General features: G+C 39.3%; 19 protein-coding genes. 15 read left to right on the plus strand and 4 right to left on the minus strand.

Going from position 1 to position 21,757, the window contains the following annotated elements:
• The first annotated feature begins 200 nt into the window (after positions 1–200).
• The 10 genes from secDF to rodA all read left to right on the plus strand — a co-directional run bounded on the left by secDF (position 201) and on the right by rodA (position 12,822).
• Positions 201–3,182, plus strand: coding sequence for a protein translocase subunit SecDF (gene secDF / locus CBM24_RS22110; protein WP_088162762.1), 2,982 nt, complete (start codon positions 201–203; stop codon positions 3,180–3,182).
• 114 nt (positions 3,183–3,296) lie between these two features.
• Positions 3,297–3,734, plus strand: a complete 438-nt coding sequence (locus CBM24_RS22115; protein ID WP_075993977.1) for a MarR family winged helix-turn-helix transcriptional regulator — start codon at positions 3,297–3,299, stop codon at positions 3,732–3,734.
• A gap of 2 nt (positions 3,735–3,736) precedes the next feature.
• On the plus strand, positions 3,737–4,741 hold the full coding sequence (locus CBM24_RS22120) for an NAD(P)/FAD-dependent oxidoreductase (RefSeq protein ID WP_088162763.1): 1,005 nt from the start codon (positions 3,737–3,739) through the stop codon (positions 4,739–4,741).
• A 2-nt stretch (positions 4,742–4,743) separates the two neighbouring features.
• Complete coding sequence (locus CBM24_RS22125; RefSeq protein ID WP_088162764.1) at positions 4,744–5,076, plus strand: 2Fe-2S iron-sulfur cluster-binding protein; 333 nt, start codon at positions 4,744–4,746, stop codon at positions 5,074–5,076.
• Positions 5,077–5,329: 253 nt separating this feature from the next.
• Positions 5,330–6,640, plus strand: a complete 1,311-nt coding sequence (locus CBM24_RS22130) for an NAD(P)/FAD-dependent oxidoreductase (protein ID WP_088162765.1) — start codon at positions 5,330–5,332, stop codon at positions 6,638–6,640.
• 443 nt (positions 6,641–7,083) lie between these two features.
• Complete coding sequence (locus CBM24_RS22135) at positions 7,084–8,109, plus strand: rod shape-determining protein (RefSeq protein ID WP_046671815.1); 1,026 nt, start codon at positions 7,084–7,086, stop codon at positions 8,107–8,109.
• A gap of 91 nt (positions 8,110–8,200) precedes the next feature.
• A complete protein-coding gene (gene mreC / locus CBM24_RS22140) occupies positions 8,201–9,043 on the plus strand; it encodes a rod shape-determining protein MreC (RefSeq protein WP_075993981.1) in 843 nt (280 codons plus the stop codon).
• On the plus strand, positions 9,036–9,554 hold the full coding sequence (locus tag CBM24_RS22145; RefSeq protein WP_046671817.1) for a hypothetical protein: 519 nt from the start codon (positions 9,036–9,038) through the stop codon (positions 9,552–9,554). Before mreC ends, CBM24_RS22145 begins: the two co-directional genes overlap by 8 nt.
• Positions 9,555–9,581: 27 nt before the next feature.
• The gene (gene mrdA / locus CBM24_RS22150) at positions 9,582–11,564 is read left to right on the plus strand and encodes a penicillin-binding protein 2 (RefSeq protein ID WP_088162766.1); all 1,983 of its coding nucleotides are present in this window, start codon (positions 9,582–9,584) and stop codon (positions 11,562–11,564) included.
• Positions 11,557–12,822, plus strand: coding sequence for a rod shape-determining protein RodA (gene rodA, locus CBM24_RS22155; protein WP_088162767.1), 1,266 nt, complete (start codon positions 11,557–11,559; stop codon positions 12,820–12,822). Before mrdA ends, rodA begins: the two co-directional genes overlap by 8 nt.
• A 106-nt stretch (positions 12,823–12,928) precedes the next feature.
• On the opposite strand, the gene CBM24_RS22160 is transcribed toward rodA, so the two are convergent.
• From CBM24_RS22160 to CBM24_RS22175, 4 genes are read right to left on the minus strand one after another with little or no spacing between them, the layout of a single operon-like run.
• The gene (locus tag CBM24_RS22160) at positions 12,929–13,783 is read right to left on the minus strand and encodes a nucleoside phosphorylase (RefSeq protein ID WP_088162768.1); all 855 of its coding nucleotides are present in this window, start codon (positions 13,781–13,783) and stop codon (positions 12,929–12,931) included.
• A complete protein-coding gene (locus CBM24_RS22165; protein ID WP_088162769.1) occupies positions 13,780–14,397 on the minus strand; it encodes an IMPACT family protein in 618 nt (205 codons plus the stop codon). Before CBM24_RS22165 ends, CBM24_RS22160 begins: the two co-directional genes overlap by 4 nt.
• Entirely contained in the window at positions 14,394–15,263 is an 870-nt protein-coding gene (locus CBM24_RS22170; protein WP_088162770.1) for an EamA family transporter, read from the minus strand. The genes CBM24_RS22165 and CBM24_RS22170 overlap by 4 nt, the downstream gene beginning before the upstream one ends.
• 14 nt (positions 15,264–15,277) lie before the next feature.
• Positions 15,278–15,718 (minus strand): thermonuclease family protein, encoded by a 441-nt coding sequence (locus CBM24_RS22175; RefSeq protein ID WP_075994949.1) that lies wholly within the window; start codon positions 15,716–15,718, stop codon positions 15,278–15,280.
• A 608-nt stretch (positions 15,719–16,326) separates the two neighbouring features.
• On the opposite strand from CBM24_RS22175, the gene CBM24_RS22180 reads away from it, so the two are divergent.
• From CBM24_RS22180 to CBM24_RS22200, 5 genes are all read left to right on the plus strand, one after another.
• A complete protein-coding gene (locus CBM24_RS22180; RefSeq protein WP_046671823.1) occupies positions 16,327–17,151 on the plus strand; it encodes a prephenate dehydratase in 825 nt (274 codons plus the stop codon).
• Between the two features lie 46 nt (positions 17,152–17,197).
• A complete protein-coding gene (locus tag CBM24_RS22185) occupies positions 17,198–18,310 on the plus strand; it encodes a chorismate mutase (RefSeq protein WP_046671824.1) in 1,113 nt (370 codons plus the stop codon).
• Positions 18,310–19,560, plus strand: a complete 1,251-nt coding sequence (gene aroA, locus CBM24_RS22190) for a 3-phosphoshikimate 1-carboxyvinyltransferase (protein ID WP_088162771.1) — start codon at positions 18,310–18,312, stop codon at positions 19,558–19,560. Before CBM24_RS22185 ends, aroA begins: the two co-directional genes overlap by 1 nt.
• Positions 19,561–19,764: 204 nt before the next feature.
• Positions 19,765–20,871, plus strand: coding sequence for a chorismate synthase (gene aroC, locus CBM24_RS22195; protein WP_075993987.1), 1,107 nt, complete (start codon positions 19,765–19,767; stop codon positions 20,869–20,871).
• The gene (locus tag CBM24_RS22200; protein ID WP_088162772.1) at positions 20,858–21,712 is read left to right on the plus strand and encodes an ROK family protein; all 855 of its coding nucleotides are present in this window, start codon (positions 20,858–20,860) and stop codon (positions 21,710–21,712) included. Before aroC ends, CBM24_RS22200 begins: the two co-directional genes overlap by 14 nt.
• Positions 21,713–21,757 lie beyond the last annotated feature (45 nt).

Below are 21,757 nucleotides of genomic sequence, written 5' to 3' on the forward strand. Positions count from 1 at the left end.
TAAATAAAATCAATAAATATTTCTTTTTTTGCTCAATTCTCCTATTTTTATGCCGTTGACCTGATTGGCGTAAATAAAACTTTTCATTCTACAAAAATTTTATACCTTTGCCATTCTTGGTAAAATGTGATTTAACGAGAACTAATTATCAATTACATAAACAGTATTTAACATTAAAATTAATACAATTATAACAGACGATGCAAGGTAAAGGGCTGATTAAACTTTTAGTGATAGTGGTGTCATTAGCGTGTCTATACTCCCTATCATTTACTTGGGTGACCCGCAATGTGGAGCGAGATGCTGAGAATTTTGCCAAAGGAGACTTGGCGAAAGAGAAGAGCTATCTCGACTCAATGGCCGGTGAAGTAGTGTACAATTTAGGTTTTGCAAAATACACCTATCGGGAAGCCAAAGCAAATGAACTCGCTTTGGGATTGGATTTGAAAGGTGGTATGAACGTGACCATGGAAATCTCATTGGACGAATTGATCCGCAATTTGGCGAATAATCCAAAAGATGAGAAATTCAACAAAGCGTTGGAGCAAGCAGTAGCAAAAAGCAAAACGAGTGCAAAAACAGTCGTTGCTTTATTTATGGAAGAATACAAATCCATCGGTGCTACAACTCCGCTTTCGACATTCTTTTCAACAAAAGATAACGCTGCTCTAATTAAACCTGGTGATTCAGACTCCAAAGTTGAATCATTCCTTCAAAAAGAAGCAGACAATGCCATCCAAAACTCATACAAAGTACTTCGTACACGTATCGATAAATTTGGCGTTGCATCTCCAAACATTCAAATTCAACAAGGTACAAACCGTATTTTGATCGAATTACCTGGTGTGAAAGATGAAAGCCGTGTTCGTAACCTATTACAAGGTTCAGCTAAATTGGAATTCTACGAAACATATACAAACCAGGAAGTTTATCCAATACTGGAAAATATCGACAAAACTTTAGCATCAACGTTAAAAGCTGCTCCAGCTGCTACGACAAATGCTGCTGCAGATACAAGCAAAAAATCAGATGATTTATTGTCTAATCTAACCGGTGGTAAAAAAGATGCTAAGAAAGACAGTGCTGCTGTAAATCTAGGTCAGAAAAATCCATTATTTGAAGTATTACGTCCAGCTGTTTACATGGGCGAAAACCAACAAATGGCACTTATGCCAGGTTCAATGGTCGGTATTGCTTCATTAAAAGATACGGCAAAAGTAAATGCTTACTTGCAACGTCCTGAGGTGAAATCAATACTTCCTGGAAACTTAAAGCTTTTATGGTCTGTTAAACCAGAGCAAAAAACACCTGAGCAACTATCATTATACGCCATTAAAGGGTCTGGACAGGACAATGGTGCTGTATTGACGGGTGATGTGATCACTGACGCAACAGCAAACTTTGATGAGAAAAATCAACCTGTGGTTGGTATGCAAATGAACAGTGAAGGTGCTCATCAATGGAAGAAAATTACAGCAAAAGCAGCTCAAAACAGAGATGCGATTGCTATCGTTCTTGATAATGTAGTTTATTCTGCTCCTTCTGTAAACGGTGAAATTCCAAATGGTAGCTCATCAATATCTGGATCCTTTACGGTAGAAGATACCAAAGATTTGGCGAACGTATTGAAGGCAGGTCGTCTTCCTACAACGGCTAAAATCGTTGAAGAAGCTGTTGTGGGTCCTACTTTGGGTCAGGCTGCCATCGATGCCGGTGTAAATTCTGCTGTTATCGGTATTATCGTGGTAATGATCTTTATGATCGCTTACTACAATACGGCGGGTATCGTAGCAAACATCGCGGTATTGTTAAACGTATTTATCATTATGGGGGTATTGGCATCCTTAAATGCTGTACTGACCCTACCTGGTATTGCCGGTATCGTATTGACAATGGGTACTGCTGTCGATGCAAACGTTTTGATTTATGAACGTATCCGTGAAGAACTGGGCTTAGGAAAATCGATCCGTCAGGCTGTTGCTGATGGTTACAAACATGCTTTACCGTCCATCCTGGATTCGCAGATCACAACCTTCTTAATTGGTATTATCCTATTTTTATTTGGTAGTGGTCCGATCTTAGGTTTCGCAACAACGTTAATGGTGGGTATTATTACTTCATTGTTTACTGCGATCTTAGTTACACGTGTTATCTTTGAATGGATGTTGGCGAAAGATTTCAAAATCAAAGTCTCTTTCCCTTGGTCTGCAAACACTTTGCATAACGCAAACTTCAAATTCGTGCAGAAACGTAAAATCTTTTACGCGATTTCAATCGTTGCTGTGTTAATTTCTGCTGCATCAATTTTCACAAAAGGATTCAGTTTAGGTGTGGATTTCCAAGGTGGACGTACTTATACTGTTCGTTATGATAAACCTGTGGACTTAGAAGCTGTACGTACAAACTTGGACGATATCTTCAAGAAAACAACAGAGGTAAAAGTATTCGGTGCAGCCAATCAATTGCGTATTACAACAACTTACCATATTGAAGAAACTTCGGACACTGCTGATAAAGAAGTATTGGACAAATTAAACCAAGGTCTATCGAAAGTAGATGCTTCCAATAAACATGAGATTCTTTCGTCTCAAAAAGTTGGACCAAGTATCGCTACCGATATCAAATCTAGAGCAACCAGCTCAGCAATTTTCTCCATCATCATTGTTGCAGCTTACATCTTGATCCGTTTCCATAAATGGGAATATTCAGTTGGAGCAGCTATTGCAACAATTCACGATGCGATCATTTTATTGGGATTATTCTCTATCTTGGATGGTATCGTACCATTCTCACTTGATATTGACCAACACTTTGTAGCAGCGATATTAACTGTAATTGCTTACTCGGTGAATGATACAGTGGTTGTATTTGACCGTTTACGTGAATTCGTATCGAAACCAAATGCACATAATGAAGATCTTGGCGATGTCGTAAACCATGCGATCAACTCGACATTAAGTAGAACAATTATCACATCATTGACAATCGTGTTTGTTCTTGCTGTATTGTTTATCTTTGGTGGTGAAGTTATCCGTGGATTCTCATTCGCGATCTTAATCGGTGTTATCGTAGGTACATATTCATCTATTATCTTAGCTGCACCTTCAGTATATGACTTACGTAAAGGGAAGCATTTGGCAGAAGGTAATACTGCTAAAAAAGCTGAAGTCGTAAGACCATAATAGCTGATATTGATAAAATAAAAAAGGGCGTTCAAATGAACGCCCTTTTTTATTGCATTCAAATTACTTGTCACACTAAATATTTTAAATATATTTGTTGCACTAAATATTTGTATGCTAAACGAAAAATTTGACCGCTACTCCTTCATCTTGGATCAAACAGCCAAGAAAGTAAAACAGTTCGCCCAATCTTCTTTTGCCGAGAAAGGATTTGATATTACTGTAGACCAATGGACCGTTTTAAAGGCTTTATACGAAACAGATCAACTTTCACAAAAAGAACTGGCAAAGCGCTGCGGAAAAGACCAGCCCACACTGACACGGATCGTAGATATCCTTCTTAAAAAGAATCTGGCTGAGCGGATCACTGACGAAACAGACCGTCGGAGTCTATACCTCCATTTGACAGAAGAAGGAAAATTAAAAGTAGCATCGCTTACGCCAATTGTTACGGAGATTCGTATGAAGGCCTGGGAAAATCTAGCGGACGAAGATTTCGAAGCTTTCACAAGAATTTTGAATACAATATATAACAATTTAAATATAGAATAGCTATGATAAATACGGATATCTGTATCATCGGAGCAGGACCTGTTGGCCTATTCGCAGTTTTTGAAGCTGGGCTTTTAAAAATGCGCTGCCATTTGATTGATGTGTTACCCCAAGTGGGCGGTCAACTTTCGGAGATCTACCCCCATAAGCCTATCTACGACATTCCTGGTTATCCAAGTATCACTGCGCAGGAATTGATCGATAAACAGCTTGAACAGATTAAACCCTTTGACCCCACATTCACCTTAGGCGAGCGTGTGGAACATATAACAAAACAGGACGACGGTTCTTTTATTGTAGAAACCAATGATCATACGATGGTTCATACACAGGTCATTGTCATCGCCGGGGGCTTAGGTTGCTTTGAACCACGCAAGCCCGAAATTCCGAATCTTCATCTCTTTGAAGGAAAAGGCGTAGATTATATGGTAAAAGACCCAGCCAAGTACCGGGATAAAAAAATCGTCATTGCAGGTGGCGGTGATTCCGCGCTCGATTGGACCTTCCATCTCGCAGATATTGCGCAACAGGTCACTTTAATCCACCGAAGTGACTCCTTCAGAGGCGCTCCGGATTCGGCTGAGAAGGTTTTCAAATTGGCCCAACAGGGTAAGATCAACTTATTATTGTCCCACAATCTGACCAATATTCATGGCAATGACTACTTGTCCCATGTTGAAACAACAAATAAAGAAAAAGAAGTCACGGCAACAGATGCAGACTATTTTATTCCTTTATATGGTCTTACGCCGAAGCTTGGTCCAATCGCAGATTGGGGATTAAATATCGATAAAAATGCGATAGAGGTCAATACGTTTGATTACTCAACCAATATCGAGCGGATCTATGCTATTGGAGACATCAACACCTATCCAGGCAAACTGAAACTCATTCTTTGCGGGTACCATGAGGCTGCCCTGATGTGTCAGAGTGCTTTTAAATTTGTCTACCCAGATCAAAAATTGACATTCAAATACACCACTGTAAACGGTATAAATACATTCTAGCCATGGACGATAATTTAATTCAAGTCACTGTTATTGATCGTGATGGGACCGAAAATACAATGGAAGTTCCCACCGATATCAATCTTTCACTCATGGAGATTTTAAAGGCATCCGAATATGAAATTCTGGCCACTTGTGGAGGTATGGCGCTGTGCGCCACCTGTCATGTCGAAGTTGTCGAAGGCCTAGATACGCTTCTTTCAGCGAGTGATCAGGAGCTCGACATGCTGGACACGCTTCCGGATGCCGATGATCAAAGCCGCCTTGCCTGTCAGCTTTATCTGCACAATAACAACAACGGTATGAAAATCAAGATAAAAGGCGCGCTACAATAGTGTTATCATTGTGTATAAAATACACAATGATAACACTATTAATCGATTTTTTTTTGAGATAGCAATATCCACCATAAAGAACTAAAAATCAAATAAGTACAAAACATATTATTGAAAGAATTAGCTACTTTACAATAAAATTCACAACATATCAGCACAATAAATAAATATTTTTTAGCTTTTTGAGTCAAAATTTAAGATATTTGCAGCTTAATTCGATTGTACCGAATTTTTACAACAAACTATTAAAAATATGCCAAGCAATAGTTCAAATAGAAAATTCCCAAGAGTAATCATTATTGGTGCTGGATTTGGAGGAATTGAAGTTGCTAAAAAGCTTAAAAATAAGGAAGTTGAAGTTCTGTTGCTGGACAGAAATAACTTTCATACTTTTCAACCATTGATGTACCAAGTTGCCACGGGTACTCTTTCAGCGGACTCTATCTCCTTCCCTGTCCGCAAAATGTTCAAAGGCCAAGACAACTTTCATTTTAGACTTGCTGACGTAAAAAGCGTTGACAACGAGGCTAAGATTGTAAGAACAGATGTTGGTGATTTTGACTATGATTATTTAATTGTTGCTACAGGTGCTACGACGAACTTCTTCGGCAATCAACAAATCACAAAATATGCTTTGCCGATGAAAAACATACAAGAAGCATTAAATATTCGAAGCTATGTTTTACAGAACCTCGAAGAAGCAGTACGTATAGAAAACCCTGCTGATCGTAAAGCTAATTTGAATTTTGTAATTGTTGGGGGTGGTCCAACAGGTGTAGAACTTTCGGGGGCAATCGCAGAGATCAAAAACAATGTTCTTGAGAAGGATTATCCAGAATTGAAAAAATCTGAGATGTCGGTTTACCTGGTTGAAGGACTTCCAAAAGTGTTGGCTAACTTATCTGAAAAATCTTCTAAAGATTCAGAAAAGTACCTCAAAGATTTAGGTGTAGAAGTATTATTGAATGTTCAGGTAACAGGATATGATGGCAATTCAATTACTTTCGCCGATGGCAGAAGCATTGAAACAAAAACGGTTATCTGGGGAGCAGGTGTAGCTGGTCAATATCCAAATGGTTTCAAAAAGGAGATTATCCAACGTGGTAACCGTATACAGACAGACGATCAATGTCGTGTTATCGATATGCCAGGTGTTTATGCCATTGGTGATGTTTCGGCATTTATCACAGATGACCTTCCTCGCGGCTTACCTGGTGTTGCACCGGTAGCGCAACAGCAGGGGGCATATGTTGCCAAACACATTCTTCAAACAATGTCCAATCAACCAACAGAGAAATTCAACTATTTCGACAAAGGATCCATGGCTACGGTAGGTCGTAATAAAGCTGTCGTTGACATGGGAAAAATCCATTTCAATGGATTCTTTGGCTGGATGACCTGGATGTTTGTCCACTTGATGTCCATCTATGGATTCAGAAATAAATTGATCACATTCGTAAACTGGTCGGTCAAATTTTTCACCAAAAACAGTGGTGTGCGTTTGATCTTCCACAAATATGATGAGCCGACTCCGGAAGAACAACAGGCTGAAACAGCCCAATAACTTTCAATTGGAGTTTAGATAAACTATTTCAATACCCCGACAGCGCCATTATCCCAAACGATAATGGCGCTGTTTTTTTCCCCCTATTTTACCTGTTTAATCCACTCGCTAAAAACATGTAATAACAGACTGTAGAAACACTTCGAAACAACAGCCCTCTCCAGATAGTTGTCAAAACCACCTTTTCCCGATTGGATTCTTTCTTCTCGCGGTCAATGATTTCAAAAACACCGGCTTAATTCTTTTTTAACACCGTATCCAATTAAAAATAACTTCACCTGGGACGTAAGAATTACAGATTATATTCGTTAAATTTAAAGACAGTTTTTTCCAGATAGAATTTACTTTCAGAATGTAGTTTTTTTTTGATGTATAACCTCAAAAAGATTAATTTTTTTTGTGTAGGTTTGCATATTATTTTAAAATAGCTTAAGGATTAGCAGATGGGCTTATTTAATTGGTTTACGCAAGAAGTTGCGATTGACTTGGGTACTGCAAATACCCTAATAATTCATAATGACAAAGTAGTAGTGGATGAACCTTCTATTGTTGCATTTGACCGCACCACAAACAAAGTGATCGCCATTGGTCGCCAGGCCATGCAAATGGAGGGTAAAACACACGACAATATAAAGACAGTACGTCCTTTACGTGATGGAGTAATCGCTGATTTTACGGCAGCTGAACACCTTATCAGAGGTATGGTAAAATTGGTAAACAATGGTAAGAGCTGGTTTTTCCCTTCCCTACGTATGGTTGTTTGTATTCCTTCCGGTATTACGGAAGTAGAGAAAAGAGCTGTCCGCGATTCAGCAGAAATTGCGGGTGCCAAAGAAGTCTATTTAATTCACGAACCCATGGCTGCTGCTGTAGGAATCGGAATTGATGTGGAAGAACCAATGGGTAATATGATTATCGATATCGGTGGTGGTACCACTGAAATTGCTGTCATCGCTTTATCGGGTATTGTATGTGACCAGTCCATTCGTGTTGCTGGTGATAACTTCGACTCTGACATCGTTCAATACATCAGAAGACAACATAACATCATGATCGGTGAACGTACGGCTGAAAAAATCAAAATTGAAGTGGGTGCTGCTCTACCAGAGTTGCAGGAACCACCGGCAGATTTCGCTGTTCAAGGCCGTGATTTGATGACAGGTGTTCCTAAGCAAATTACTGTTTCTTACACCGAAATAGCACATTGTCTAGATAAGTCCATTTCAAAAATTGAAGAGGCGATCTTAAAAGCACTTGAAATCACTCCACCAGAATTATCAGCGGATATTTATCAAACAGGTATTTATCTTACCGGTGGTGGTGCGTTATTGCGCGGTTTGGACCGTCGTATACAAGCGAAAACTAAACTTCCAGTACATATTGCCGAAGATCCATTACGTGCTGTCGTAAGAGGAACTGGTATTGCACTTAAGAATATTGGACGATTTAAATTCTTGATGCAATCATAACGTTCGATAATTAATAACAATATTTTATTAAAGAGCGATATAATATGCAAAACTATTATATCGCTTGCTTATTAAATACCCACATTAAAAAATGAGAAACCTTTGGTTATTCCTGAGACGATACAATGCATTCTTCTGGTTTATCCTATTTTTTGGATTCTCGTTATTTTTGGTGATCACCAACAATTCTTTCCAACGTAATTCTGTTTTAAATTCTTCAAATAGTATCATCGGAGGCCTGTATGCAAAGGTCAATTCCTGGAAAAGCTATCTGCACCTCGGGGAGACTAATGATGCACTTGCAAAGGAAAATGCACAATTAAGAAAGGACTTACAAGCCTATCGATCAACTGACAGCATCAAGATTGGTCCTGTCCCAGCAATCGATAGCAGTGAGTTTGGGCGTTACGAATTTATTATTGCGAATGTCATCAACAATAGCATTCACCAAAAGGCAAATACGATTACACTCGATAAAGGCAGTAAAGATGGTATAGAGCGAGGTATGGGTGTTATCGCTCCCAACGGGGTAGTTGGTATTGTATTGAATGTTTCCCCTAACTTCTCTACCGTTCAATCCCTATTGCATCCAGATACGCGTATATCCGTTACACTGGGCCACACCGAGGTCTTCGGCTCGTTGGTATGGGGCAATAGCATGGATTACCGCGCGGCAATGGTCAAGGAAATTCCAAACCACATCAAAGTCAACAAAGGAGATAAAGTGTATACCTCCGGATATTCAGGACATTTTCCAAAAGGAATTTTTGTCGGAACGGTCATTCAGACAGGTATTTCTTCAGGAGATGCTTTTTTGGATCTTAGATTATTGTTGAGCACCAATTTCTCCAATTTGCAACATGTCTACGTTGTAAAAGACCTGTTAAATAAAGAATTAAAGACACTAGAAGAATCGACAAAGGACAATGGCTAGGATTTTAATATTTAATATTATTCGATTTATCGTTTTGATAGGCATGCAAGTTTTCCTATTTCAAAATATCGGTTATTACAATCTGGTCGCTGCATTTCCTTATATCTTATTTATTTTTTTACTTCCGACAGGAACACCTAATTTCCTGGTGTATTTGATCGCATTTCTTACGGGGCTTACCGTAGATTCATTTTATGATACCCTTGGTGTCAATACCGCAGCCTGTGTTGCATTGGCCGCCTTCCGTATTTTCTTCATGAAAATTACGCTCGAAGTTGAAGAACGTGAATCTTTTTTTACCCCGATGTTGGGGTTCATGAATATTCGCTGGTTCTTTTCCTACATCTTTTTCGGAACATTGATCCATCATACATTTTTGTATCTCTTGGAATCTTTTTCCTTCCAGCACATCCAATACACCTTATTGAGTATAGTTTTAAGTTGTATATTTACAGTAATTATCATGCTATTATTTAGCATATTATTCTACAAAAAGAAAGATCGGTTGTAGTAGATCGATGGATAGAAATTCATTTCTATGAACAGTTTTTTTGCGCGTAAGTACGTCGTTTCGGGAATCTTTATTGCTATCACATTGACCTTGGTGGCCCGCTTATTCTATTTACAGATCATAGACGATTCCTATATACATTCCGCAAACAGCAATGTCATGCGCAAGGTCATTGTGTACCCGGCCAGAGGGGTTATATTGGACCGAAAGGGAAAGGTATTAGTTCAAAACGAACCGGTATATGACCTTATGGTTACTCCACGTGAGGTGAAAGAAATCGACACCGCTTTGTTTTGCAAATTGATAGACATTGACAAGGAAGGCTTTATTAAACGGATGGAAAAGGCAAGAGTACACTCCCCTTACCGTGCATCCATTTTTGAAAAACAGCTTTCTGTACGGACATGGGCCCAATATCAGGAATACCAATATCAATTTCGTGGTTTCTATGTCCAAAAAAGAACAATCAGAAGTTATCCCGATAGCATAGCGGCTCAATTTTTGGGTTATGTAAGTGAGGTAAATGATAAAGATATTGAACGCTCCAACGGGTTTTATCGTAGTGGTGACTATATTGGTCGCAGTGGTGTAGAACGTTCTTATGAAGACCTTATTCGCGGAAAACGTGGTGTCAACAACTTAATGGTTGATGCGCTGAACCGCCCGAAAGGGGTATTTATGGAGGGGAAATACGATACACTTGCTGTCGCAGGGGAAGGACTGGTTTCCTCTTTGGATAAGGACCTCCAGATTCTAGGGGAAAACCTCATGAAAAATAAATTGGGGTCCATTGTCGCTATTGAACCTGCAACAGGTGAAATATTGGCATATGTAAGTAGCCCGAGTTACAATCCAAACATGATGGTCGGCAGACAGTCTGGCAATAATTATATGAAATTATTGAAAGACGACACCAAACCGCTTTTTAACCGTCCTATTCAAGCCTCTTACCCCCCAGGCTCTGTATTTAAGGTTGTTTCAGCACTGACTGCGCAGCAGGCTGGTGTTATTGATCGCAATACGGTATTTTTCTGCCCGCATGGATATAGCTATGGTGGTGGACGCGGCTGGATGGGCTGTACGCACTATCATGGATCAACTACATTACAGCGATCTGTAGCTGTATCATGTAATACCTACTATGGATTTACCTATGCTAAGATGATCGACGGACGTGGGCTTTCGGGACCTAAGGCCTACGATCTATGGCGCAATGCAGTAACACAGTTTGGAATTGGCCATAAACTAGGCATTGATCTGCCGGGTGAAAAACCAGGTTTACTACCTACATCAGATTTTTATACCAAACGCTATGGTAACGATAAATGGCGTTCAAGTTTCAATATCTCCTTATCTATTGGACAAGGAGAAATGGGTATAACGCCCTTGCAAATGGCCAATATTATGGCTATCGTTGCCAACAAAGGTTTTTATTACAGACCTCATCTGATTAAAGGTATTGGCGCACAGAAAATTGCCAAGAAGGAATTCACCGAAAAAGTCAGTGCCGGCGTGGATGAGCGGTATTATCCTGTTGTTATCCAAGGGATGAGTGATGCTGTCAATACACCCGAAGGTACCGCTTGGGCCAATCGTATCCCAGGCATCGAAATGTGCGGAAAAACAGGTACAGCACAAAACCCACACGGAGAAAACCATGCCGTTTTCTTTGCTTTTGCACCTCGAGAAAATCCTAAAATTGCCATTGCTGTCTTTGTTGAAAATGCTGGTTACGGTGGAACCTGGGCAGGACCTATCGCAAGTATGATGGTTGAGAAATACCTCAAAGACACGATAACTGCACCAAAATATATTCAGGACCGCATTTATAAAGCGAATTTTCTTCCTGCACCAAAAAAGGTTGTCGATCCAAAGGCTAAAGATGTAAAAAAGACGGACTCGGTCAAATCTAAAACCGACACGTTAAAATCGAAACGTCAGTTGGCAGCCTTAACAAAACCAAAGGAAACAATTGTTCACCATAGCGAGATAAAGAGAAGATATGAATAATCAAAAAACTAGTTTCTTTGGAAAGATAGACTGGCTAACCATCACGCTTTGGCTTGCGCTATGCTTAATTGGCTTATTCAATATCCGTGCGGCTGTATTCAATCCTGATCTACCCAATTTCTTTACCTTAGGAACCAATTATGGAAAACAGTCTTTATATCTTGTTTCCGCAATTATTCTAGGGGTATCCATTCTGATCATAGACGCGAAATTTTTCAGTTCCGCCTCACCGATATTTTATGGTATAACAGCTGTCCTGCTTGTCATTGTGCTCGTTGTAGGGCGAAATGTCGGCGGAAACCAGGCCTGGATTGACTTAGGTTTTTTCCGCTTACAGCCTTCCGAATTTGCAAAACTTTCAACCTGTCTGCTCTTGGCTAACTTTCTAAGTTCTCAAAGTAACAAAGCGCCGACCATGCAGACACTGGCCATGGGTGCCGGTATTGTCTTATTTCCTGTATTTTTGGTTATGTTACAACCCGATACGGGATCTGCCCTTGCCTTCTTTTCGTTGATTTTTGTATTCTACCGCGAGGGCTATGTTAATAATGAACTGCTTATATTTGGCGGGCTATGCATTTTACTTTTTGTTCTTTCTTTATTGGTCAATCCTTGGATTCTTATCTTGATTTTAGCATTGCTCATTGGCCTTGTCATGTGGAACTACCGTAAGAGAAGAAAATACATTATCAATCTAAGTATACTTTTTGCAGCCTGTGCGGTATTTGTTCTCTGTGTGGACTTGGTTTATGCACATGTGCTACAACCCCATCAACGTGACCGTATTGACATTATCCTAGGCAAAATGGAAGACCCTAAAGGCAAAGGATATAATTTGAATCAGTCGAAGATTGCAATTGGATCGGGGCAGCTTCTCGGCAAAGGCTACCTACAAGGAACGCAGACAAAATACAACTTTGTACCTGAGCAGAGTACGGACTTTATTTTCTGCACCGTTGGAGAAGAGTGGGGATTTGTTGGATCGGTTACTTTATTACTTATCTATCTCATCCTACTGCTACGTATTATTCATATCGCCGAACGACAGCGTTCAGCCTTCGCCAGGATATATGCATACGGTGTCGCGTCCATCCTCTTTTTTCACTTATTTATCAATATCGGTATGACAATAGGTATTGTTCCGGTTATCGGGATTCCGCTGCCTTTTATCAGTTACGGTGGTTCATCCTTATGGAGTTTCACCATTTTACTGTTTATCATGCTTAAATTTGATTCAAATAGAAAAGGAGTTGTCTAAAAACAACTGCTTTTCTATTTGTACCCCTATTTAGTTCTTCTCAACTCTTTTACTGCATCAATTGAGAAAAAAAACAAAGACTCCCTTGCCTAGCACAGACAAACGGTTAAATACGCTCCAAAACGAGCTGTATAGCTTTATCAACAACTTCTTCAGGTGCGGAAGAAAACCGACCATCTACCCTACTTGCCAAAATTGCATTGATGGATAAAGCCTGATGTCCAAACATGTTAGCCAATGCATAAATACCAGCTGTTTCCATTTCCAAATTGGTGAAACGCTGATCTTTATATTGAAAGGACTTTATCAAGTCTATAAAATTGGGAATCGTATTAGTTGATCGGACAGTCCTTCCCTGTGGAGCATAAAATCCGGGCGCAGTCAACGTGACTCCCTTCGGTAAATCAAAGGCAATTCGATCCAGAAGGCTTGCGCCAGCTTTTGCAACGTAGGGCTTTAAGTTTAATGCGGAAAAATATTCGGCTAGCTCAACCTGAAGCGCCTGCTCCTTGCCGTCGTAAGATCCCTGATAATAGTTCATCAATGCATCAAGACCTATTCCATACGCAGAGGCCAAAATAGTTCCCATCTCAACATCTTGTTGTACCGCTCCAGAAGTTCCAATGCGAATAATATCCAATGAAGTCAGCGAAGTCTTTACGGTTCTATTGGCAAAATCAATATTCGCCAGCGCATCCAGTTCATTCAATACAATATCTATATTATCAGTACCTATACCTGTTGAGATTACCGTCAACCGTTTATTTCCCAGATAGCCGGTATGCGTAATAAACTCACGCTTCCCTTTTTTGAGTTCAATACGATCAAAGTGTTTCGAGACTTTCGCTACACGGTCTGGATCACCGACCGTAATTACTGTACTTGCCAGATCTTCCGGCAACAAATTCAGATGATATATACTGCCATCTGCGTTTAAAATCAATTCCGATTCGTTGATCATATCGTATATAAATAAGTTAACTGACAACCTTCTATTTTGGAAAACCGATCAACAACTCGATTGACTTGCATTTTTCGGACTTCAAACTCCAAATAACACTGATTATCAAATTCCTGCTTTTCAACTTCGACGCCCTCTTCCTTTATGATCCGCATAATATCATTCATATGGAGGTAATCGAAGGTAATACCATAATGGTCATTCACTGTACGCTCGATAATTTCTGCTTGGGTCAAAGCATCTTGGGTTGCTGATTTGTAGGCATTAATCAAGCCTGGGACACCCAATAATGTACCACCGAAATAGCGAACGACAATCACGATAACATTGGTTACATCCATCGACAGGAGAACGTTCAAAATTGGGCGTCCTGCTGTCCCCGACGGTTCTCCATCATCATTCACACGAAAAACAGCACGATCTGGCGTGAGACGATAAGCCCAACAATGGTGTCTAGCTTTCGGATGAATCGCTTTCACTTCCAAGATCAGATCTTTTAATTGGTCTTCGGATTTAAATGGAAAAGCATAAGCAATAAATTTACTGCCCTTATCCCTAAAAATTCCCTCGTATTTTGCATCAATAGTCCGGTAAGTATCTTCAAATAAACTCATAGATATGCTATGATTAAAACTGAAACAATAGAAAGCGCTATGCCTAAATAATTCAATAATGATAACCTTTCTTTAAAAAATAAGACGCCAATTAGAGCGCCCAATGAGATCACACCAATATTCATCCCAGTAAATACGACTGATGGATTGTCTGGTAGGGCACGATGTGCTTTCATATAGAATAGGATATTACAGAAGTTAAATACTCCCAAAACCAATCCATATCCCACAGCTTGCCTTGAAAAACGTTGCTTTTCCACAAAAAGGAAATACAGCAATAGCACCATTGCAATAAACATCGCCATCACAAAGATAATAAACATGGAACTGATATAAGGTATAATAACATGCAAGGCGACCTGTTTGAAGAGGATATCAATTATACCCATACCGATAAATACCAATAATGGATAAAGCGCTTTATAACGACTATCAGCCATCGAGCTATTGTGCTGATTTTTTTGCCAGCCAATAGAACATAAGATGGCTAATAAACCAAGGGCTATTCCGAGCATCTTATGTCCCTCCATTTTTTCATGAAAGAAGAAAAATGATGCAAGCAGGGGAATAAACAACGATAGGCGTTGTGCAATCTCTGTCTTGACCAAACCACTATAGCGAATGGACAAAGCTATAAAAACAAACATCCCTGGAAGTAGTATCGCCAGACTCGTATACAACGCAACCGGCATAGCATCCCAAACGAGCGATTTTAGATCTGGTTGCAATACAAAATAGGTCAGTGCAACCGCCATGGGGTAATTCCAAACGATAACTTGTTTGGTTTCGACTCCATTTTGTTTTGCCAATTTTAATAAAACAGCAACGGTTACGCTGCAGATGACACTTAATAAAACAAAAATCATGATTCAAAATTCATTTATTTCCAAAGGCCACGTTTCTCCTGACGAGCCTGACGTTCCAATTTTACAAATAAATCTGCATATTGTACATTTGGTGCTAGCGTATAGGATACTGCATAACCCTGTTCAACCAAATCCCGATTGACGAATTTCTTTCCAATATACACATAGGCAAGAAGTCTTCCATACCGATCCCGTTTTCCAACGTCAAAGACTAACTTTACACTTTTTCCATTCAACATTGCCGTTAAGTACTGCTTTGCTTCTTGACCATAGTAACCGATTTCCTTACGTGCTGTCCGTCTCGTTTCCGGGGCATCTACCCCTATCAACCTAACTTTCTCCCCTTTTGAGGTTCCATTTTCAATGACAAAGGTATCACCATCGATAACGCGCTTTACCTTCGCGTCTTTTTCCTCTCCTTTAAAAGTAAAACCTGTCAATAAAAAACAGATCATACATACACATACATAAAAATTACTTCGTTTTAGCATAAAATCCAGCGTTTGCCCAAAGGTAGTAAAATACTTTTTTAACAAAACAGTCAAAAAAAACGGAAATATTAATACTAAAAACACATAAATTTAATATAAAAAAACAGTAAAAAAACCACATAAAAATACAGCTATTTTCAACATAAAAAATAACACTAAAACATAATTTATTATAAAAGAAAAACAACAAAACAAAAACTTAAATAACTAAACAACAACATAATACCAACATTAAAGCAAAATAAACACTTTAAAAACATTACAAATAAATCACTAAAAATTAATCAAAAAAATCACATAAAAACACATAAAAAAATCATTAAATTAACTCAATATTTATAATAAAAAATTATTTTTTCCTTTGATATTTCAAAAACATTCGTACATTTGAAATGTCAAACAACAACAGGATGAACAGAACGTATACATATTTCTATTTTAACTTCTTTTATTTTAAAAATAAGAGCCGGGACTAGATTGTGTATAAATCATAAAAAATACAAACAAGAAGAGTCCCGGTTCAAATGATCGGGACTCTTTTTTTTGGAGACAACATAGCGAACAAAAAAACAATGAGTTTAAAAATTGCAATACAGGGAGCAAAGGCTTCATTTCATGAAGAGGCCGCATTTAAATTTTTCGGAAGAGAAGTTGAAATTGTAGAATGTGATTCATTTAAAAAAACTTGTGAATTGCTGAAGCAAAGAAAAGTCGACTATATCGTTATGGCGATCGAAAATTCAATTGCGGGAAGTCTATTACCGAATTATAATTTATTAAGAGATTACAAGTTCCATATCACTGGGGAAGTTTACCTAAACATCCAACAGAATCTCATGGTACTGCCAGGCGTTAAATTAAAGGATATTAAACACATCGAATCGCATCCAATTGCCATTCGCCAATGTGAAGAATTTCTTTCTGAACTTGAAGGTGTACGTATAACCGAGGGATCTGATACCGCTGCAACTGCAAAAATGATTGCGGAGCGAAAATTAACGGATACTGCCGCAATTGCTGGGACATTGGCCGCTGAAATCTATGGTCTTGAAATATTAGAAAAGAGAATCGAAACCAATAAAAAGAACGCAACGCGTTTCCTCGTATTATCTAATGAAGTTGTCGAACATAAGAATGCCAATAAAGCATCATTATCATTCCAAACAGGAAATACAGTAGGATCTCTGGCGACTATTTTACAATGCTTTGCCGAACAGAATATCAATTTGAGCAAAATTCAGTCAATGCCGGTAATCGGAAAACGCAATGAATATGATTTTTTCGTTGACGTAGAATGGAAAAAACAAACAGACTACGAAGCAGCAATACGTAAAGTACTCAAACATAGTGTCAATTTCAATATTATGGGCGAGTATGTCAAAAACGAAAAACTATAATTAACAATTTACGCATACAATATTAAAATAGATAATCAAACTTAACATGAAAAATACATTAGACATCACTCCTTTAAAATCTTGGTTGGACACAGGAGACAAACCTTTAATTATCGCAGGCCCTTGTAGTGCAGAAACAGAAGAGCAGCTGGTATCGACAGCACATTTGTTGGCAAATACCGGAAAAGTAAATATTTTACGTGCTGGTATCTGGAAGCCACGTACTCGTCCGGGAGAATTTGAAGGTATCGGTTCAATTGGTTTGGAGTGGTTGAAAAGAGCGAAAGAAGAAACAGGTTTATTAACAGCTACTGAAGTTGCTACTGCAAAACACGTGGAAGAAGCTTTGGCTGCTGGTGTGGATGTACTATGGGTAGGTGCACGTTCAACTGCCAATCCATTTACCGTGCAAGAAATTGCTGATGCTTTACAAGGTGTAGATATTCCAGTATTTGTTAAAAACCCTGTAAACCCAGATTTATCGTTGTGGATCGGTGCATTGGAACGTATCAACCGTGCTGGTATCAAAAAATTAGGTGCTATTCATAGAGGTTTCTCTTCTTACGAGAAAACAGCATTCCGTAATGAACCGATGTGGGATTTAGCGATTCAGTTAAAAACTGCTTGTCCTAATCTACCGATCATCAACGACCCAAGTCACATTTGTGGAAACCGCGAATTGTTACCATACATCGCACAAAAAGCAATGGATATGGATATGCAAGGATTGATTATCGAATCACATATTGATCCATCTGTCGCTTGGACTGACGCAAAACAACAAGTAACGCCAGCTGCATTGGCCGAGTTGATCGACCACTTGACGTTACGTAAAGCAGCTTCTGACAATCCTTCATTCGAAGATAAATTAGCAGAATTGCGTAGCAACATCGACAAATTAGATGATTTGATCATCCAAAAAATTGGTGAACGCATGAAAATAGCTGAGAAAATTGGGGAATACAAACGCGATAACAACGTGACAATTTTGCAAGTTAACCGTTGGGATGAAATTGTTCAAAAACGCACAAAATTAGCGGAAGCGCTTTCTTTGGGTAGCGAATTTGCGACGAAATTCCTGGAATTAATTCACAACGAATCTATCCGCAAACAAAATGCGGTCATGAATACTCAGGAGCAACCAACAGCAGAAGCATAATGAATCAACAAGTCATCACGCTGACGCATCCTTCAAAAAAGATACAGGGCACGGTCCAACTCACAGGTTCAAAATCTGAGAGCAACCGTGCTCTTATTATCCAATCGTTAAGTAAAGGACAAGTTGAAATAGCCAACCTCTCTGAGGCTGCAGATACAGTTACCCTAAACCGCGTATTGCAAATCGCATCAGAACCGCAACCCGGTTATAATACGATTGACATAGGTCCTGCGGGAACGGCAATGCGCTTCCTTACAGCTTACCTCAACCTTGTTAAAGGCAATTTCATCCTGACGGGGACAGAGCGTATGCAACAGCGTCCAATCGGAATATTGGTTGATGCCATGAAAGAAATTGGCGCCGAAATCCATTATGAAAAAAAGGCAGGGTACCCTCCTTTGAAGATTGAAGGTGGATTATTTCAAGGAAAAGACCGTGTTAAGATCAAAGGAAATATCAGCAGTCAATACATATCGGCCTTGCTATTAATTGCTCCGGCATTAAAAAAGGGACTTACGTTAGAGATTGAAGGCGAATTAACTTCCAGACCTTATGTATCCATGACCTTAGATATGCTTAAAAGTGTCGGGATCCAACATGAATGGACGGAGAACGCGATTAAAATTGCACCGCAAGAATTTGAAAAGCAAACCATATATGTCGAGCCAGATTGGAGCGCAGCATCCTACTGGTATGCTATTGTAGCACTTGCCGATGCAACTGCATCGATTGTATTGCCCGGACTAAGACAACATAGTTTACAGGGCGATATTGCCATCACAGACATTATGGCGCATTTTGGTGTTTATTCGAGCTTTGAATCGGATGGATTGCATTTAAATAAAAAAGAAATCAATTCAGACAAAACGTTGTTCGACTTTAAAGAATGTCCTGATCTCGCGCAAACAGTAGTCGTTGTCGCAGCGGCTTTAAAACGTGATGTTTCCTTTACAGGCCTAGAAACCCTAAAGATTAAGGAGACCGACCGTATCGCTGCGTTACAGACAGAAATCGCAAAGTTCGGTGCTGAATTGATCGAAGATGGTGATACTTATCACCTGAAAACAGCACAGGTATATCAGCCTGAAGATGTGACCTTCGACACTTACGAGGATCACCGTATGGCGATGGCATTTGCGCCGCTGGCTTTAGTTTTTGACCAAATCAAGATTGCTGAACCTCAAGTTGTAGAAAAATCATATCCTGATTTTTGGAAACATTTACAAGCGCAAGCTTTTGTAATTGACTAACATATTAAAAACAGGGATTAACATTAACATTAATCTCTGTTTTATTATTCAATCTCCCAGATAGCCTTTAGCCTGGGACAGAAAATTGTGATGTAATCTATTAGGCCATATACGAGTTACAGATCCATAAATTTGTAGTCAGTCTGGTGCTTTAGAATTGCATTTAAAGGCAAATTTATCTAAGTTTATTGAAATTTAATTTTTATGGCAGGAAATTCATTTGGCGATTTATTCAGAATTAGCACTTTTGGCGAATCACACGGCAAAGCTATAGGTGTAATTATTGATGGTTGCCCTTCAAATATAACAATAGACGAGGAATTTATCCAGTCTGAGCTCGATAAACGTAAACCAGGTCAATCTAAGATCACGACACAAAGAAAAGAAAGTGATACCGCACAGATTTTATCTGGCGTATTCGAGGGGAAATCAACGGGAACACCAATAGCAATTGTTATTCCAAATGAAGACCAGCGTTCGAAAGATTACACACATATCAAAGATATCTTCAGACCTTCCCATGCTGATTTCACCTATCAGATGAAATATGGTATCCGTGACTATCGAGGTGGTGGACGGTCTTCGGCGAGGGAAACCGCTGCCCGTGTTGCTGCAGGTGCAGTAGCAAAAAGCTTCCTGAATCAATTTGGCATAGAAATCTTTGCCCACGTTTCGGGGGTAGGCACCATCGAGGCACCAAATGTAGATACCAAAGATCTAAAAGCTTTGCTTGAATTACGGGAAGCTAACATTGCACGTTGTGCAGATCCAGCAACAGCAAATGAAATGGTTGAGTTTATCGACTCGGTCAGAAAAGCGGGTGACACGGTTGGCGGACGTATTTCGGCTGTCATCAGACATGTCCCTGTTGGTTTAGGCGACCCGGTCTTTGATAAGCTCCATGCAGACCTTGCAAAAGCAATGATGAGCATCAATGCTGTACATGGTTTTGAATATGGTTCAGGTTTTGCAGGTTCGGAGTTGCGAGGTTCCGAACATAATGATATATTTGTAGCAGATGACCATGATTTAAATCGAGTGCACACACATACCAACTTCTCTGGAGGGATTCAGGGAGGGATTTCAAATGGTATGGATATTACTTTTAAAGTAGCATTTAAGCCTGTTGCCACTATCATGAGAGATCAAGAAACAGTGGATATCCATGGCAACCCTGCTATTGCAAGTGGCAAGGGAAGACATGACCCTTGTGTTGTTTCGAGAGCAGTAATTATTGTGGAAGCTATGGCAGCACTTGTAATCGCGGATCATCTACTTAAAAATCAAAGTTACAAACATGCTGCAAGATAATTATGTCGTAGGTGTTGATATTGGAGGCACACATATTTCTGCCTGTATCATTGACACAAAACAATGGAATATATACTTAGAAAACGTGGCCAGAAACCACGTTTTTTCTCAAGGAGATGCTAAAACGATTTTACAAACCTGGGCATCAGCTATACGCGATATCATCGCCACTTCTCCTGCTCCAATTCAGTTCATCGGCATTGCTATGCCGGGCCCCTTTGACTACGAAAATGGAATATCTAAAATACAGGGACAAAGCAAGTACGACAATCTTTACAATAAAGATGTCAAAACTCTTTTAGCTGAAGAATTGGGACTTTCGCCTACGTCTATTCACTTTATCAATGACGCAGCAGCCTTCCTACAAGGTGAAATATTCGTACAGAACTTGCAAACAAACAACCGGATATTAGGAATTACGTTGGGTACTGGACTTGGATCTGCGGTATGGAATAAAGGTGAGAAGGCCTTTGATGCCGCCCTATGGAACAGCCCTTATGAAGATTGTATTTTCGAAGAATTTCTTGTCACACGGTGGTTCGTCAAACGTTTCAAAGAAGTAGCAGGAAAAGATGTTACGGGACTTAAGGAGATTTTAGATAATCATCGGGAAACTGAGGAATTTCAAGTCATCAAAGATGAGTATGCTAAACATCTCTTTGATTTTATGCAGTTCTTCGCAGAGAAACATTCTTCTGAAATATTTATAATCGGTGGCAATATCGCTAAGGCGCTACCTATTTTCATTGGTGACCGAAAAGAATTTGAAAGATTTCAAATTTACACCGCAATACTTGGTGAAAAAGCAGCTATGATTGGTGCTGCGAGTATATTCAATTAAGAAAAGAATCATCCCACCCGTTGGAATATTTAGCTTAGTCAAGCA

It is taken from the genome of Sphingobacterium sp. G1-14 (genome assembly GCF_002196555.1).
Classification (GTDB): domain Bacteria; phylum Bacteroidota; class Bacteroidia; order Sphingobacteriales; family Sphingobacteriaceae; genus Sphingobacterium; species Sphingobacterium siyangense.

Excerpts from the sequence above, each read along its gene's own strand:
- secDF (WP_088162762.1), top strand. The coding sequence starts at position 201 with ATGCAAGGTAAAGGGCTGATTAAACTTTTAGTGATAGTGGTGTCATTA.
- CBM24_RS22115 (WP_075993977.1), top strand. The coding sequence starts at position 3,297 with ATGCTAAACGAAAAATTTGACCGCTACTCCTTCATCTTGGATCAAACA.
- CBM24_RS22120 (WP_088162763.1), top strand. The coding sequence starts at position 3,737 with ATGATAAATACGGATATCTGTATCATCGGAGCAGGACCTGTTGGCCTA.
- CBM24_RS22125 (WP_088162764.1), top strand. The coding sequence starts at position 4,744 with ATGGACGATAATTTAATTCAAGTCACTGTTATTGATCGTGATGGGACC.
- CBM24_RS22130 (WP_088162765.1), top strand. The coding sequence starts at position 5,330 with ATGCCAAGCAATAGTTCAAATAGAAAATTCCCAAGAGTAATCATTATT.
- CBM24_RS22135 (WP_046671815.1), top strand. The coding sequence starts at position 7,084 with ATGGGCTTATTTAATTGGTTTACGCAAGAAGTTGCGATTGACTTGGGT.
- mreC (WP_075993981.1), top strand. The coding sequence starts at position 8,201 with ATGAGAAACCTTTGGTTATTCCTGAGACGATACAATGCATTCTTCTGG.
- CBM24_RS22145 (WP_046671817.1), top strand. The coding sequence starts at position 9,036 with ATGGCTAGGATTTTAATATTTAATATTATTCGATTTATCGTTTTGATA.
- mrdA (WP_088162766.1), top strand. The coding sequence starts at position 9,582 with ATGAACAGTTTTTTTGCGCGTAAGTACGTCGTTTCGGGAATCTTTATT.
- rodA (WP_088162767.1), top strand. The coding sequence starts at position 11,557 with ATGAATAATCAAAAAACTAGTTTCTTTGGAAAGATAGACTGGCTAACC.
- CBM24_RS22160 (WP_088162768.1), bottom strand. The coding sequence starts at position 13,783 with ATGATCAACGAATCGGAATTGATTTTAAACGCAGATGGCAGTATATAT.
- CBM24_RS22165 (WP_088162769.1), bottom strand. The coding sequence starts at position 14,397 with ATGAGTTTATTTGAAGATACTTACCGGACTATTGATGCAAAATACGAG.
- CBM24_RS22170 (WP_088162770.1), bottom strand. The coding sequence starts at position 15,263 with ATGATTTTTGTTTTATTAAGTGTCATCTGCAGCGTAACCGTTGCTGTT.
- CBM24_RS22175 (WP_075994949.1), bottom strand. The coding sequence starts at position 15,718 with ATGATCTGTTTTTTATTGACAGGTTTTACTTTTAAAGGAGAGGAAAAA.
- CBM24_RS22180 (WP_046671823.1), top strand. The coding sequence starts at position 16,327 with ATGAGTTTAAAAATTGCAATACAGGGAGCAAAGGCTTCATTTCATGAA.
- CBM24_RS22185 (WP_046671824.1), top strand. The coding sequence starts at position 17,198 with ATGAAAAATACATTAGACATCACTCCTTTAAAATCTTGGTTGGACACA.
- aroA (WP_088162771.1), top strand. The coding sequence starts at position 18,310 with ATGAATCAACAAGTCATCACGCTGACGCATCCTTCAAAAAAGATACAG.
- aroC (WP_075993987.1), top strand. The coding sequence starts at position 19,765 with ATGGCAGGAAATTCATTTGGCGATTTATTCAGAATTAGCACTTTTGGC.
- CBM24_RS22200 (WP_088162772.1), top strand. The coding sequence starts at position 20,858 with ATGCTGCAAGATAATTATGTCGTAGGTGTTGATATTGGAGGCACACAT.